A 13,883-nucleotide genomic window follows, 5' to 3' on the forward strand; every position below is an offset into this window, starting at 1 on the left:
GTTCCTCTCTGGTACGGCATACCCAACGGTCGGTATCTAAGCGCTTGCTCAGCATCATGGGTGAGCGGGCCGCTGTCAACGGACGGACCAGTAGGGTCGCGGGGTGCCGCAGATTCCAGAGAAGATCCACGAACTCACCGTCGGCCAGCTCTCCGCCCGAAGCGGGGCCGCCGTCTCCGCCCTCCACTTCTACGAGGCGAAGGGGCTCATCAACAGCCGCCGCACCACCGGCAACCAGCGCCGCTACGGCCGCGACACCCTGCGCCGGGTCGCCTTCGTCCGCGCCGCGCAGCGCGTGGGGATCCCGCTGGCCACGATCCGCGAGGCGCTCGCCCAGCTCCCCGAGGAGCGCACACCCACGAACGAGGACTGGGCCCGGCTGTCGGGCGCCTGGCGTGCCGAGCTCGACGAGCGCATCAAGCAGCTCGGCCGGCTCCGCGACCACCTGACGGACTGCATCGGCTGCGGCTGCCTGTCCCTGGAGACCTGCGTCCTGTCCAACCCCGACGATGTCTTCGGCGAGCGGATGGCGGGCTCCCGCCTGCTCCCGGTACGCAACCAGGCCCTGGAAGACACCCCCTAGCGGGTGTCCGCGAGGGCGGCGGTCACCAGCTCGGCGTTGGAGCGTGCCGGTGTGCCGTCCGGCAGCAGCAGGGTGTCCTCCAGGCCGATCCGGGCGGCCAGGCCCAGGCGGCGGGCGAGCCGCAGCCCCGGCCACGCCCCGCCGTCCGTCCCGTGGAGCAGTACCGGTACCCCCGGCGGGAGTGCGAGCCCGGCGAGCAGGTCACGCGCGGCCGCCTCGCCCTGCGGTCCGGGCTCCGGGGCCGGAATCCCGGCGACGACCCGCCGGACCCGGGGCCCGAGCGGGGAGAGTGCGAAGCGGGCCGGGCCGTCCGTACGGGACCACAGCGCGGCCTCGACCCCGATTCCGCGCTCCAGGAGGGCCGCCGCCACCTCCTCGGCGCCCGGCTCGTGCCAGTCCACCGACACCAGGTCGGGCAGCACGTCCCAGGAGCGGATCCGCTCCGGCCGGCGCCCCGGATCGGGCTCGGCGGACGCGGTGGTGGCGACCCGCACCGGGGCGCCGACCGCCGCCCGTACCGACGCCAGCACCGGTGTCAGCACCCGGGGCGAGAGCGACGTACCCCCGCACGGCGTACGGGGATGCACCCGCACCTCGCGCGCACCCGCCGCCACCGCCCGCGCCGCGGACTCCGCGAGCGCCTCCGGCGACATCGGCACCGCGGCCGAATCCCCGGGCCCCCGTGTCCCGTTGAGGCAGACCTGGAGCACCGGAGGCACATCGGACCCCGGGGCGCTCACGCCGCCGAAGCCAGCGAGCGGTTCCACTCCTCGCGGGCGCGGGCCAGTGCCCCCGAGGTGAGCACCGCACGCGGCACGCCCACCCCGCAGTCCCCGCAGACCGGCCCGAGCCAGGGCTCGTACGCGTCACCGGGTCCGGTCCACGCGATCCGCGGCCCGGCGCACACCGGGCACCGCTCGCCCGGTCCGCGCTCCAGGGCCGTGATCAGCCGCCGCAGCACCTCCGGCAGCGGGTCCGACGGATGCACGGCCGGATCGCCGCACCGCACCACGCCGTTGCCGCCCCAGACGCGCCGGTGCCAGTCGTCGAGGGAACCGAGCCCGCGCAGGCCCTCGTGTTTCTCCCGCCGCCGCCGGGCGGCGAACTCCTCCTCGTACGCGAGCCACACGGCCCGCGCCTCCTCCAGCTCGTCGAGCGCGGCGATCAGCCGCCCGGGATCGAGCTCCCGGTCCTCGGGTCCGAACCTGTGCCTGCGGCACAAGTGGTCCCACGTGGCCCGGTGCCCGTACGGCGCGAACCGCTCCAGACACTTGCGCAGGGAGTACCTGCGCAGGGCCGTGTCGCACCCCGGATCGCGCACCTGTCTCGCGAGACTCCGGAAACCGGCCATCTCTCGCCACCTCCGTCGCTTGTCCTTCCGCGGTATCAGAGGGACGAACGAGCGCCCCGCCGTGTTCCATCGAAATTCCGATGGCAGCCATCAGTGGTGCGCGAGGTGCTCCCGAGAGAGGGCGGAACCGCGGAGTCCGGTGTGACCCCGGCCCGGTCCACCGGCCGGTCCGGACCCGTCCACCGGCCTGTCTGGGCTCTGTCCGCCGACGGACCCGGACCCGGACCCGTCGACCGGCCGCCCGGACTCGCTCTAGCGGCCGACCCCGGCCGCCGACACCACCACCCGGGCCAGCTCGGGACGGCAGATGTCGCTGTGCGAGCGGACCACCTCCGCCGTGTCCACGCTCACGCACCCCAGGGCCGGCACCCCCTCGCGCAGGGCCGTCGCCAGGCTCCGTACCGGCGTCCCGGGCACCGCCCGGACCCCGTCGTGCCCGATCGCTCCCCAGCGCGGATCGTCGGAGCCGAGCACTCCGGCCGCGGGGCCGAACGACTCGGAGTCGCCCGCGAGGCGGGACGCCAGCGGGTACATCACCCCGAGCGCCGAGTCGTGCCGCGAGTAGCAGGCCACCACGGGCCCCCTGACCCGGAGCTGCACGTCCCGCAGGGAGCCGGAGCGCCCGGCGTCGTGCGGCAGCCTCGCCGCGAACGCGTAGTGCGAGAAGGCGCCCTGGAGGAGGGTCACGGAGGCGACCGGACGGGCCCCCGACGGCAGTCCCTTGAGCGCGTACGCGACGAGCCGGGCGCCCATGCTGTGGCCCACGAGGTGCACGCGGAGGCCGGGCGCGGCCCGGGCGACCTCGCCGAGCAGCGGCCCCAGACCCGATGCGCCGACCTGCCCCGCCCGCTTCTTCATCACGTAGTACGTGGCCTGCCGCAGCACCTCCCGGGCGCCCTTCCAGTACCGCTTGAGGCCCGCCCCGAAGCCTTCGACCGGTACGGCCTCCGTGTCTCCGTCCGCCGCCAGCGCCTCGGTGAACAGGGCGCACACCTCGACCGGGTCGGCGACCAGGAACGCCGGCACCGGCTCCCGGGGCCCGGCGGCCCCCTCCCTGTCCGCTGCGGTGGACACGTCCGTCAACTCCCGCAGCAGCGAACCGAACTCGGCGAACGCGCTCTCCTCGGGCGGTGCCGTCACGAGCAGTTCGGTGAGCCGGTCGAGGACCGGTTCCTTCTCCGGGAGGACCGTCACGAGGGCCCGGTAGTCGGGGACCGGTTCGCCGGTGAACATCATCGACGGCCAGATCACCCCCGCGTACCCGGCCTCGACCCCCGGAGCGAGCAGCCCCGGGAAGGGCTCGAAGAAGTCGGAGCAGAGGCGGGTGGCGCCGGACGGGGAGCTGTTCCACCCGTGCGCGAGCATCACCAGATCGGTGACGCCCTGGCGGGCCAGTGCGGCGAGGGCCGCGGACTGCCCCGCGGGTCCGTCGCCCTCCTTGTCGAAGGTGATCTCCCGGTACGGCTCCACACTCATCCCGGTCACGGCCCGACCGTCCCTCCACGTCGAGGTGGCCGCCGCGCCCCGGGCGCGTACTGCGCGGGCGGCGGCTCCATGGCAAGGATGCCCGCGCGGGGCCCCGGCCAGACCTCGGCCGGGACCCGTACTGTTCCGGCCCCGAAGGCCGGTCCACGCGCGCGTACCCTCGCTCGGCGCACCCGCCCGCCGTCTCGCCGGGAGGCCCGTTCAGCGCAGCCGCGCCGCCGTGATCCGGGGGAAGTGGACGAGCAGATCGAACGCGGTGGACAGCCGGACCGGAGCCTCGGTGCCCGGCCAGGGGTAGACGGTCCCGATGACCCGGCTCGGCCGGTGCGTGCCGAGCCAGTCGCGCGCCGCCGGTGTCGTGCGCCGCAGGTCCAGGTAGAAGGCGCCGGGCGACACCCGGTCCAGGGTGCGGGCGTTGCTGTCGGGGCCGAGCGTGCCGACGGTGAAGCGCCGGAGCGGCTCGCCGGGGGCCTCGGTGTCGTGCGCGTTGAAGGAGCCCCGGCCGAAGGAGGCGCCGACGCTCACGTAGTCCCGGCCGAGAGCGTCCCGCAGGAAGGCGCCCTGGAGGCGCGGGTACTGGTCCGGATCCGTGGTCTCGTAGCCCACGTGCCCGTTGTGCGCGGAGAGCAGGATCCGGCCGCCGGTCTGCCGCTGCCACCACACGGTGTTCTCGGCCATGATCCGGTCGCGGTAGAGCATCGCCGCGGCGATCCCCTCGTCCGTCAGCATGTCGTGGGCGTACTCGGTGCCGACCTGGGCGATGGCCCGCGCGTGCTGGACGGCCCATGCCGCCGCGGCACGCGCGCGGGGGTCCTTCCCCGGCCGCTGCCGCTCCAGGAGGGCGAGGGCCGTGTTCACCTCGGTGGCCATCCGCTGCCGTTCGGGGCGGGGCCTGGTCATGTACCCCTTCATCCAGGCCTCCACCTCGCCCGTCGGACGCGAGGCCCGGTACAGCTCCTGGAAGCGGGGGAGGAGCGCGGGGTGGGTGCGCGCCACGTACGAGGTCACCTCGTCGAAGAGGTTCGCGCCCGCGTAGCCGAGGTCGTTGCCCATGAAGCGGACCTGGTGGCCGGGGTGGAGCTGGTTGTGCCGTCGCATCCACCGGAACAGGTCGAGGTACTCCTCCGTGTTCCAGAGGCGGTACGACTCCTGGAACTCGTCCCGCATGATCGCCCGGATGTCGCCGCGGCCGGTGCGCACCCAGTCGTCGACGAGCAGCCCGGTGGACCAGTTGGCCTCCAGGGCGAAGGTGGTGAAGCCCTTCCGCTCCACGAGGTGTTCGAAGATCCGGTGCTTGGCGGTGAAGAACTCGGCCGAGCTGTGGGTGGCCTCGCCGATGCCGACGACCTTGGCCGGGCCGATCATCCGGTCGAGCGGACGCAGGTCGGTCAACGGCTCTGCGGTACGGGCGAGTTCGCGCGCGGGATCGGGGGCGGCCGGATTTCCTGCCGCTCCCGCGGCGGGCGCGAGGGTGCCGAGGCAGGCGGCGACAAGAAGTCCGACAAGGGGCAGCCGACGTCGTAAGGAGATGGTGGAGAGGTTCATGGGACAAGCGTGGTCGGCGGGACCCGCCGGGGACATCCGGCCCCCACCCCTGTGCACCGGGGGACAGCCCCACCGGGCTCCGCGGACCGCCGGCCTCACGGACCGCCGGCCGGCAACGCTCACCGGCCGTCGACTCCCGTCGCCCGTCAACTCCCGTCGCCCGTCAACTCCCGTCGGCCGTCGGCACCCCGGCCGCCGGCCCCGCCGGCCGACCGGCTCCCTAGCGGTAGAGCAGGTACTCCTTCCGCACCGCACGGAAGGCCGCCAGGTCCTCCTGCCACGCCCCGACCGTCTCGTCCACGCCCGCGCCCGCGTCGATCAGCGTCCGCACCCGGGTCGAACCGGTCAGCTTGTCGATCCAGTTGTCCGGGCGCCAGGCGAAGCCGGACCACGAGCTCCGGGCCGTGACCAGGAGCCCGATCCCGGTCCGTACCGGGTCGAAGGTCTCCCGGTCGTGGACGTGCAGCTGCACCCCGCCCACGGTCTTCCCCTGGAACTTGGAGAAGGTCGGCGCGAAGTACGCCTCGCGGAACCGGACCCCGGGCAGGCCGAGCGCGTTCGCCGCCTCCGCCCACCGCCGGTCGACCCCCTCGGCGCCGAGGAGTTCGAAGGGGCGGGTGGTGCCCCGGCCCTCGGACAGGTTCGTCCCCTCGAAGAGACAGGTGCCGGAGTAGACGAGGGCGGTCTCGGGCGTCGGCATGTTCGGGCTGGGCGGCACCCAGGGCAGCCCGGTCGTGTCGAAGAAGTCGGTGCGGCGCCAGCCCGTCGTCCGCACGGTCTCCAGGGCGACCGGCGTCGCCAGGAACTCGCCGTTGAAGAGGCGTGCCAGCTCGGCCACCGTCATGCCGTGCGCCTGTGCGATCGGCTCGCGCCCGACGAAGGTGGCGAACGCCCGGTCCAGGACCGGGCCGAGGGCCGTCCGCCCGGTCACCGGGTTCGGCCGGTCCAGGACCACGAACCGCTTCCCGGCGAGGGAGGCGGCCACCATGCAGTCGTACAGGGTCCAGATGTACGTGTAGAAGCGCGCGCCGACGTCCTGGATGTCGAAGACGACCGTGTCCACCCCGGAGGCGGTGAAGACGTCGGCGAGCGGCTGCCCGCTCTTCAGGTACGTGTCGTAGACGGGCAGTCCGGTCGCCGGGTCGTCGTACCGTCCCTCGGAGCCGCCCGCCTGCGCGGTGCCGCGGAAGCCGTGCTCGGGGCCGAAGACGGCGACCAGGTCCACCCGCTCGTCGGCGTGCATCACGTCCACGATGTGCCGGGCGTCCCGGGTGATCCCGGTCGGATTGGTGACGACGCCGACCCGCTCGCCGGCCAGCGGGGCGTAGCCGTCGTCGGCGAGACGGTCGAAGCCGGTCCGTACCCGCCCGTGCCCCTGCTGCTCTCCCGCCGCCGAGGCGCCGGGCGCGGTGGCCGCGACCGCCCCGAGGGCGCCTCCGGCGGCCAGCAGACTCCGTCGGGACAGGCTCATGCGGAAACCTCCTCGATCGCCGGCCCCGGCCGGGGCGTGACATGGGCACGCACGCTAGCGCTCCCGCCGCCCCCGGGGAACGAGGCGTGCGGGCGGCGCTCTTCCGTCCTTCCATACCGACTGGTTAGTCTGTCGGCGTCGTCACAGCGGAGAGGTGGGTCCATGAGCGAGGGCACGAACCAGGTCCAGGGCGCCGGAGTCGTCGTCACGGGAGCCGGCGGCGGCATCGGTGCCGCCCTCGCGCGCCGGTTCGCCGCCGAGGGGGCCCGGGTCGTCGTCAACGACCTCGACCCCGTCCGCACCAAGGCCGTCGCCGAGGAGATCGGCGCCTTCGCCGTCCCCGGGGACGCCTCCGCCGTCGTCGCCGAGGCCCGCGAGGCCCTCGGCGGCACCGTCGACATCTGGTGCGCCAACGCGGGACTCTCCTCGCCCGGCGACGCCTTCGCCGACGAGGACGTCTGGGCGGCCGCCTGGGACGTCAACGTCATGGCCCACGTCCGCGCGGCCCGCGCCCTGCTCCCCGACTGGCTGGAGCGCGGCAGCGGCCGCTTCGTCTCCACCGTCTCCGCCGCCGGACTGCTCACCATGATCGGCGCGGCGCCGTACAGCGTCTCCAAGCACGGCGCGTACGCCTTCGCCGAATGGCTCTCCCTCACCTACCGGCACCGCGGTCTCGCCGTCCACGCCATCTGCCCGCAGGGCGTCCGTACGGACATGCTCACGGCCGCGGGAACGGCCGGCGAGCTCGTCCTCGCCCCCACCGCCATCGAGCCCGAGGACGTCGCCGACGCCCTCCTCGACGCCATCGCCGCCGACCGCTTCCTGGTCCTGCCGCACCCCGAGGTGGCCGGCTACTACCGCAACCGGGCGACCGACCCCGAGCGCTGGCTCGGCACCATGAACCACGTGCAGCGGGCCTGGGAGACGGGCGCCCGTTAGCCGTACCCCCACGGATGGGAAGATCTAGCGGCGGGAACACGTTCCGCTGACCGAAAACGATCACCAAGGAAGGCGGCGGGGCATGGCCAGGACGACGGAAGGGAGCGGCACACCCGTCCCCCAGAGGCTCCTCGCCGCCGCCACCCGGCTCTTCGCCGAGCGGGGATACGACCGCACCTCCGTCCAGGAGATCGTCGAGGCCGCCGGGGTCACCAAGGGTGCGCTCTACCACTACTTCGGCTCCAAGGAGGACCTCCTGCAGGAGGTCTACTCCCGCGTCCTGCGCCTCCAGCAGGAGCGCCTCGACGCCTACGCCGACGCCGACGCGCCCATCGAGGACCGGCTGCGCGACGCCGCCGCCGACGTGGTCGTCACCACCATCGAGAACCTCGACGACGCCGCCATCTTCTTCCGCTCCATGCACCACCTCAGCCCGGAGAAGAACAAGCAGGTCAGGTCCGAGCGGCGCCGCTACCACGAGCGGTTCCGCGCCCTGGTCGAGGAGGGGCAGCGGGCCGGGGTGTTCTCCTCGGCGACCCCCGCCGACCTGGTCGTCGACTACCACTTCGGCTCGGTGCACCACCTCTCCACCTGGTACCGCCCGGACGGCCCGCTCACCCCTGAGCAGGTCGCGGGCCACCTCGCCGATCTCCTGCTCCGGGCCCTGCGCCCCTGAGGCCGCGCGGGCTTCCCCGGGGGTGAGCGGGCCGCCGGGGCCCCTACAGGTACTTCTTCAGCTCCCGGCGCGCCAGGGACCTCTGGTGCACCTCGTCCGGCCCGTCCGCGAGCTTCAGCGTCCGCGCCGCCGCCCACAGTTCGGCCAGCGGGAAGTCCTGCGAGACCCCGCCCGCCCCGTGCGCCTGCACGGCCTTGTCGATGATGTCGACGACCGCGCGCGGGGTCGCGATCTTGATGGCCTGGATCTCGGTGTGCGCGCCCCGGTTGCCGACGGTGTCCATGAGCCACGCCGTCTTGAGGACGAGGAGCCGCAGCTGCTCGATCGTCACCCGCGCGTCGGCGATCCAGTTCTGCACGACGCCCTGCTGGGCGATGGTCTTCCCGAAGGCGGTACGGGAGACGGCGCGCCGGCACATCAGCTCGACGGCCCGCTCGGCCATGCCGATGAGCCGCATGCAGTGGTGGATGCGGCCGGGGCCGAGCCGGGCCTGGGCGATGGCGAAGCCGCCGCCCTCCTCGCCGATGAGGTGTGAGGCGGGGACGCGGACGTCGTCGAAGAGCACCTCGGCGTGGCCGCCGTGGGAGTGGTCCTCGTACCCGTAGACCCGCATCGCGCGCCGCACCTCGACGCCGGGGGTGTCGCGGGGCACGAGGATCATCGACTGCTGGCGGCGGGGGTCGGCCCCGTCGGGGTCGGTCTTGCCCATGACGATGAAGATCTTGCAGTCGGGGTTCATCGCCCCGGAGATGTACCACTTGCGGCCGTCGACGACGTAGGAGTCGCCGTCCCGCCGGATCCGGGTCTCGATGTTGGTCGCGTCGGAGGAGGCGACCTCGGGCTCGGTCATCGCGAAGGCGGAGCGGATCTCGCCCGTGAGAAGCGGCTCCAGCCACTGCTTCTTCTGCGCCTCGTCGCCGAACTGGGCGAGCAGCTCCATGTTCCCGGTGTCCGGGGCGGCGCAGTTGAGGGCGGTCGGGGCCAGGTGGGGGCTGCGTCCGGTGATCTCGGCGAGCGGCGCGTACTGGAGGTTGGTGAGCCCGGCCCCGTACTCCGCGTCCGGGAGGAAGAGGTTCCAGAGGCCCTGCCGCTTGGCCTCGGCCTTGAGCTCCTCGACGACCGCCGGGGTGTCCCACGGGGAGGTGAGCAGGGCGCGCTGCTCCTCGGCGGTGGCCTCGGCCGGGTGGACGTGCTCGTCCATGAAGGCGAGGAGTTTCGACCGCAGGTCCTCGGTTCGGGCGTCGTAGGCGAAGTCCATGGTGGTTCAGCCCTCCTGAAGGGTGGTGAGGCCGTGCTCGATGAAGACGGGGACGAGTTCGCCGATGCGGTCGAAGCCCGCGCCGACCGTCTGCCCGAGGGTCCAGCGGTAGTGGATGCCCTCCAGGATCACGGCGAGCTTGAACCAGGCGAAGGCGGTGTACCAGGCGAGCCCGGAGGTGTCCCGGCCCGAGCGGGCCGCGTAGCGCTCGACCAGTTCGGCGGCGCTCGGGTGCCCGGGGGCGGTGGCGGTGGTGGAGACGGGGGAGTCCGGCAGGCCGAGTGGCGTGCTGTACATGACGAGCAGGCCGAGGTCGGTGAGCGGGTCGCCGAGGGTGGACATCTCCCAGTCGAGGACGGCCCGGATGCGGTCGTCCCCGTCGATGAGGACGTTGTCGAGCCGGTAGTCGCCGTGGATCACGGTGGGCGGCGGGGAGACGGGCAGCGCGCGGCCGAGGGCGGCGTGCAGCTCGTCGATTCCGGCCAGTTCGCGGCCGCGGGAGGCGTCGAGCTGCTTGCCCCAGCGGCGCAGCTGCCGGTCGAGGAAGCCGTCGGGGCGCCCGAAGTCGCCGAGTCCGACGGCTTCCGGGTCCACGGCGTGCAGGTCGACGAGGGTGTCGACGAGCCCGAGGACGGCGGCGCGGGTGCGCTCGGGGCCGAGCGGGGCGAGTTCCCGGGCGGAGCGGTAGGGCGTGCCCTCGACGAACTCCATGACGTAGAAGGGCGCTCCGAGCACGGAGTCGTCCTCGCAGAGCAGCAGTGTCTCCGGGACGGGGACGCCGGTGGTGTGGAGGGCGCTGATGACCCGGTGCTCGCGCCGCATGTCGTGGGCGGTGGCGAGGACGTGGCCGAGCGGGGGCCGGCGGACGACCCAGCGGCCGGTGCCGTCGGTCACGACGTACGTCAGGTTCGAGCGGCCGCCTTCGATCAGCCGGGCTTCGAGGGGGCCGGACACCAGGCCGGGGCGCTCGCGGTCGAGGTGGCGGCGCAGCTGCTCGGGGTCGAGGCCTGGCGGCGGGGCGGAACTCATACGTGCGTACCTCCGGATCGGCTTCGGTCGGCGTTCATGATGACCGACCAGTCGGTATGTCGTCCAGAGGCGTGCCGGGAAAGCGGGCCCCGCCCTCTGGTCGCCGATCGTGTCTCTGAATAGAGTTCACATATGGATGCGAAGCTGATCGTCGACGAAGTCCGGCTGACCCCGATCCTCATCTCCGACCCGCCTCTCCTCAACGTCCAGGGGGTGCACCAGCCCCTGACGCCCCGGCTCGTGGTCGAAGTGATCACGAGGGGAGGAGTGAGCGGCCTGGGGGAGACCTACGGCGACGGCGTGTACCTGGACCTCGCCCGGCCGCTGGCCGAAGCGCTCCCGGGGCGGCCGGTCACGGACATGAACGGTCTTTTCGCGCTCGCCGAAGAGACGGATCCCCACCGCTCGGCCCCCGCGGCTGGCGAGGAGGGGGTCGACGCCGGCGGCCTGCGCGGAGTCCGCACCGCCGACAAGCTCCGCCTCTCCGTCGTCTCCGCCTTCGAGACCGCCTGCCTCGACGCCCTCGGCAAGACCCTCGGCCTGCCCGTCCACGCCCTGCTCGGCGGCAAGGTCCGCGACACGGTCGAATACAGCGCCTACCTCTTCTACCGCTGGGCCGCCCACCCCGGCGCGGACACCCCGGAGCCGGCCGACGACTGGGGACCGGCCCTCGACCCCGCCGGCATCGTCGCCCAGGCCCGCCGCTTCGACCGTGCGTACGGCTTCCGCTCCTTCAAGCTCAAGGGCGGGGTCTTCGAACCCGAGCGGGAGATCGCCGCGATCCGCGCGCTCGCCGAGGCGTTCCCCGGCCGCCCGCTCCGGCTCGACCCCAACGGCGCCTGGTCCGTGGAGACCTCGCTCGCCGTCGCGCACGAACTGAGCGACGTCCTGGAGTACTTGGAGGACCCGGCGAGCGGCACCGACGCGATGGCCGAGATCGCCGCCCGCACGGACGTGCCGCTCGCCACCAACATGTGCGTGACCACCTTCGAGGAGGTCCCGGAGGCCTTCGCGAAGGGGGCGGTACGGATCGTCCTCTGCGACCACCACTACTGGGGCGGCCTCGGGCGCACCCGCGAACTGGCCGCGCTCTGCCGGACGTACGGCGTCGGGCTCTCCATGCACTCCAACACCCACCTGGGCATCAGCCTCGCCGCGATGACCCAGGTCGCCGCCACCCTGCCCGAGCTCCACCATGCCTGCGACACCCACTATCCGTGGCAGACGGAGGACGTCGTCACCACCCGCCCCGTCTTCCGGGACGGGCGGCTCGCCGTCTCCGACGCGCCCGGTCTCGGCGTCGACCTCGACCGGGCCGCGCTCGCCGCCCTGCACCGCCGCTGGCTCGACGACGACGGGACCCACCGGGACCGCGACGACGCGGCGGCGATGCGCGTCGCGGACCCGGAGTGGCACACCCCGAAGATCCCCCGCTGGTGACCTTCGCGGCCACCCACGCGGCCACGCGTGGGTGGCCACCGGCACTCCACCGTCACGCGTGGCAGGCCACCGGCACCCCGCCGTTCATCGCGGCCATGTCGCCGAAGACCTCGACGGGGTCGAGCGGCGAGCCCTCCGGAAGCCCCGCGAGCTCCGCGTACGCCCGGTGCAGGTTCGCCACCAGACGCTCGCTCTCCCGCCACGCCGCGAACTCGCCGAGCTCCGCCCGCCGCGCCGTCTCCAGCGGCGTCGCCCCCTCGGCGTACCCCTCCGCGGCCAGCTCCCGCACCCACAGCAGATACCGCTCCGTGGCGTCGTACGCCGAGGGGTCGGTCACCCGCCCGTGCCCCGGCACCACCGTCGGCGCGTCGAGGGAGCGCAGCAGGTCGAGCGCCCGCAGCGACCCGGCGAGCGAACCCATCGGCAGGAACGGCGTCCCGCCGTGGAAGACCAGGTCACCGGTGAAGACCACGCCCTGCTCGGGAAGGTGCACGATCGAGTCCCCGGTGGTGTGCGCGGGCCCCGGGTGGAGGACCCGCACCTCGATCGCGCCGACGTACAGCGTCAGCCGGTCCCGGTAGGTGACGGACGGCGGCAGGATGTCGACCTTGCCGAAGTCGGTCTGCGGCCAGAGCAGATGGAGCTGGTGACCGGCCTCCAGCTGTTCGCTCCGGCAGTTCTCGTGCCCGACGATCCGGGCCTCCGGCAGGAACACCCCGTTGCCGTAGGTGTGGTCGCCGTGGTGGTGGGTGGAGACGATCGTCCCCGGCAGCGGCAGGCCCTCCGCGAGGACCGCCTCCCGCAGCAGCCGGGCCCGGCGCTCGGTGGCGGCCGTGTCGACGAGCAGCGACTCGCGCGCGTCGCCGAGGAAGCCGGCGTTGTTCAGGCACCAGCCGCCGTCGGGCTGGACGAAGGCGTGGACGTTCGGCGCGAGCGCGACCACATAGGGATCGGTGGCAGACAAAGGGATTCCCCCGGGTGTGAGCCCAACTGGACAGAGGAAGAGTGCCAGTTGCCCGAGGCCGGGGGAAACCGGCGGTACGGGCGCGGGCCGGGGCCGCGCCCGCCCGGCCGTGACCGGGAGGGCGCGGGCCGGGCGGCTGCCCCGCCCGTACCTCCCCGGCTTGCGGGCGGACACGCCTGCACCGAGGGTCGGGGGTATGAAGGCGATCAGCTACAGCCGGTACGGCGGTCCCGAGGTCCTGGAGTACGGCGAGCACCCCGACCCCAAGATCGGACCCGACGCGGTCCTGGTCGAGGTGCGGGCCGCCTCGGTCAACCCGGTCGACTGGAAGTGCCAGGCCGGGTACCTCGACGGCATGATGGACGCGGTCTTCCCCGTCATCCCCGGCTGGGACGTCTCCGGTGTCGTCGTCCGGCCCGGGGTCTCCGTCACCGAGTTCGCCGAGGGCGACGAGGTCATGGGATACGTCCGCGAGGACTTCCTCTCCCGGGGCACCTTCGCCGAGTACGTCGCCGCCCCCGTCCGCACCCTCGCCCGCAAGCCGCGCACCCTCGGCTTCGAGGAGTCCGCGGCGCTGCCGCTGGTCGGCCTCACCGCGTACCAGGCGCTCCACCGGGCCCTCACCGTCCGCCCCGGCGACACCGTCCTCGTCCACGCGGCGGCCGGCGGGGTCGGCTCCATGGCCGTGCAGATCGCCCGCCACCTCGGCTGCCGGGTCATCGGCGCGGCCCGGGAGGCGGGCCTCGACCGGGTCGCGGAGCTCGGCGCCGAACCGGTCCGCTACGACGAGGAGACCTTCGCCGACCAGGTCCGGGCCCTCGCCCCGCTGGGCGTGGACGCCGTCCTCGACACCGTCGGGGGACCGTTCCTGCCGATCTCCGCCGGCCTCATGGCCCCCGGCGGCCGGCTCGCCTCGATCGCCGACGGCGAGGTCCTGGCCCTCGGCGGCCGCTACTTCTGGGTGCGCCCCGACCCCGTGGACCTCGCGGCCCTCGCCGACCTGGTCGACGAGGGCGTTCTGTCCGTACGGGTGGCCCGGACGTTCCCGCTGGAACAGGCGGCGGACGCGCAGCGCGCGAACGCCGCGGGCGGCCTGAACGGCAAGGTCGTCGTCACCGTCCCCTGAATCCCGTCCCCTGAAT

Annotated in this window: 13 protein-coding genes; 5 read left to right on the top strand and 8 right to left on the bottom strand. The window is 73.6% G+C overall.

What is annotated here, in order from left to right:
* Positions 1-103: 103 nt before the first annotated feature.
* Positions 104-583 carry a redox-sensitive transcriptional activator SoxR gene (gene soxR, locus ACH4MY_RS22100; RefSeq protein WP_398005433.1) on the top strand — a complete coding sequence of 160 codons (480 nt, stop codon included), beginning with the start codon at positions 104-106 and terminating at the stop codon, positions 581-583.
* Here soxR and ACH4MY_RS22105 read toward each other — a convergent pair.
* From ACH4MY_RS22105 to ACH4MY_RS22125, 5 genes are all read right to left on the bottom strand, one after another.
* A complete protein-coding gene (locus ACH4MY_RS22105) occupies positions 580-1,293 on the bottom strand; it encodes a 3-keto-5-aminohexanoate cleavage protein (RefSeq protein ID WP_398005592.1) in 714 nt (237 codons plus the stop codon). The two genes, soxR and ACH4MY_RS22105, sit on opposite strands and share 4 nt — an antisense overlap.
* A 26-nt stretch (positions 1,294-1,319) precedes the next feature.
* Positions 1,320-1,934, bottom strand: coding sequence for a hypothetical protein (locus ACH4MY_RS22110; RefSeq protein WP_398005434.1), 615 nt, complete (start codon positions 1,932-1,934; stop codon positions 1,320-1,322).
* A gap of 252 nt (positions 1,935-2,186) precedes the next feature.
* Positions 2,187-3,410: a serine-threonine protein kinase gene (locus tag ACH4MY_RS22115; RefSeq protein ID WP_398005593.1), complete on the bottom strand. Its 1,224-nt coding sequence runs from the start codon at positions 3,408-3,410 to the stop codon at positions 2,187-2,189.
* A gap of 210 nt (positions 3,411-3,620) precedes the next feature.
* Positions 3,621-4,964 carry an erythromycin esterase family protein gene (locus tag ACH4MY_RS22120; RefSeq protein ID WP_398005435.1) on the bottom strand — a complete coding sequence of 448 codons (1,344 nt, stop codon included), beginning with the start codon at positions 4,962-4,964 and terminating at the stop codon, positions 3,621-3,623.
* 220 nt (positions 4,965-5,184) lie between these two features.
* A complete protein-coding gene (locus ACH4MY_RS22125) occupies positions 5,185-6,435 on the bottom strand; it encodes an exo-beta-N-acetylmuramidase NamZ domain-containing protein (protein ID WP_398005436.1) in 1,251 nt (416 codons plus the stop codon).
* 162 nt (positions 6,436-6,597) lie between these two features.
* On the opposite strand from ACH4MY_RS22125, the gene ACH4MY_RS22130 reads away from it, so the two are divergent.
* Positions 6,598-7,374: an SDR family oxidoreductase gene (locus ACH4MY_RS22130; RefSeq protein WP_398005437.1), complete on the top strand. Its 777-nt coding sequence runs from the start codon at positions 6,598-6,600 to the stop codon at positions 7,372-7,374.
* A gap of 82 nt (positions 7,375-7,456) precedes the next feature.
* Complete coding sequence (locus ACH4MY_RS22135) at positions 7,457-8,050, top strand: TetR/AcrR family transcriptional regulator (RefSeq protein ID WP_398005438.1); 594 nt, start codon at positions 7,457-7,459, stop codon at positions 8,048-8,050.
* Positions 8,051-8,093: 43 nt separating this feature from the next.
* On the opposite strand, the gene ACH4MY_RS22140 is transcribed toward ACH4MY_RS22135, so the two are convergent.
* Together ACH4MY_RS22140 and ACH4MY_RS22145 are read right to left on the bottom strand one after the other, a co-directional pair.
* Positions 8,094-9,308 (bottom strand): acyl-CoA dehydrogenase family protein, encoded by a 1,215-nt coding sequence (locus ACH4MY_RS22140; RefSeq protein WP_398005439.1) that lies wholly within the window; start codon positions 9,306-9,308, stop codon positions 8,094-8,096.
* A 6-nt stretch (positions 9,309-9,314) separates the two neighbouring features.
* Positions 9,315-10,337, bottom strand: a complete 1,023-nt coding sequence (locus ACH4MY_RS22145; RefSeq protein ID WP_398005440.1) for a phosphotransferase family protein — start codon at positions 10,335-10,337, stop codon at positions 9,315-9,317.
* A gap of 132 nt (positions 10,338-10,469) precedes the next feature.
* Here ACH4MY_RS22145 and ACH4MY_RS22150 point away from each other — a divergent pair, with 132 nt between their 5' ends.
* Positions 10,470-11,777 carry an enolase C-terminal domain-like protein gene (locus ACH4MY_RS22150; protein ID WP_398005441.1) on the top strand — a complete coding sequence of 436 codons (1,308 nt, stop codon included), beginning with the start codon at positions 10,470-10,472 and terminating at the stop codon, positions 11,775-11,777.
* A gap of 52 nt (positions 11,778-11,829) precedes the next feature.
* Here ACH4MY_RS22150 and ACH4MY_RS22155 read toward each other — a convergent pair whose 3' ends face one another.
* Complete coding sequence (locus ACH4MY_RS22155; protein ID WP_398005442.1) at positions 11,830-12,741, bottom strand: MBL fold metallo-hydrolase; 912 nt, start codon at positions 12,739-12,741, stop codon at positions 11,830-11,832.
* A 196-nt stretch (positions 12,742-12,937) separates the two neighbouring features.
* Between ACH4MY_RS22155 and ACH4MY_RS22160 the strand changes: the two genes are divergently transcribed.
* On the top strand, positions 12,938-13,867 hold the full coding sequence (locus tag ACH4MY_RS22160; protein ID WP_398005443.1) for an NADP-dependent oxidoreductase: 930 nt from the start codon (positions 12,938-12,940) through the stop codon (positions 13,865-13,867).
* Positions 13,868-13,883: the final 16 nt, after the last annotated feature.

Origin of the sequence: Streptomyces sp. NPDC017246 (assembly GCF_044331325.1) — a bacterium.
Lineage (GTDB): Bacteria > Actinomycetota > Actinomycetes > Streptomycetales > Streptomycetaceae > Streptomyces.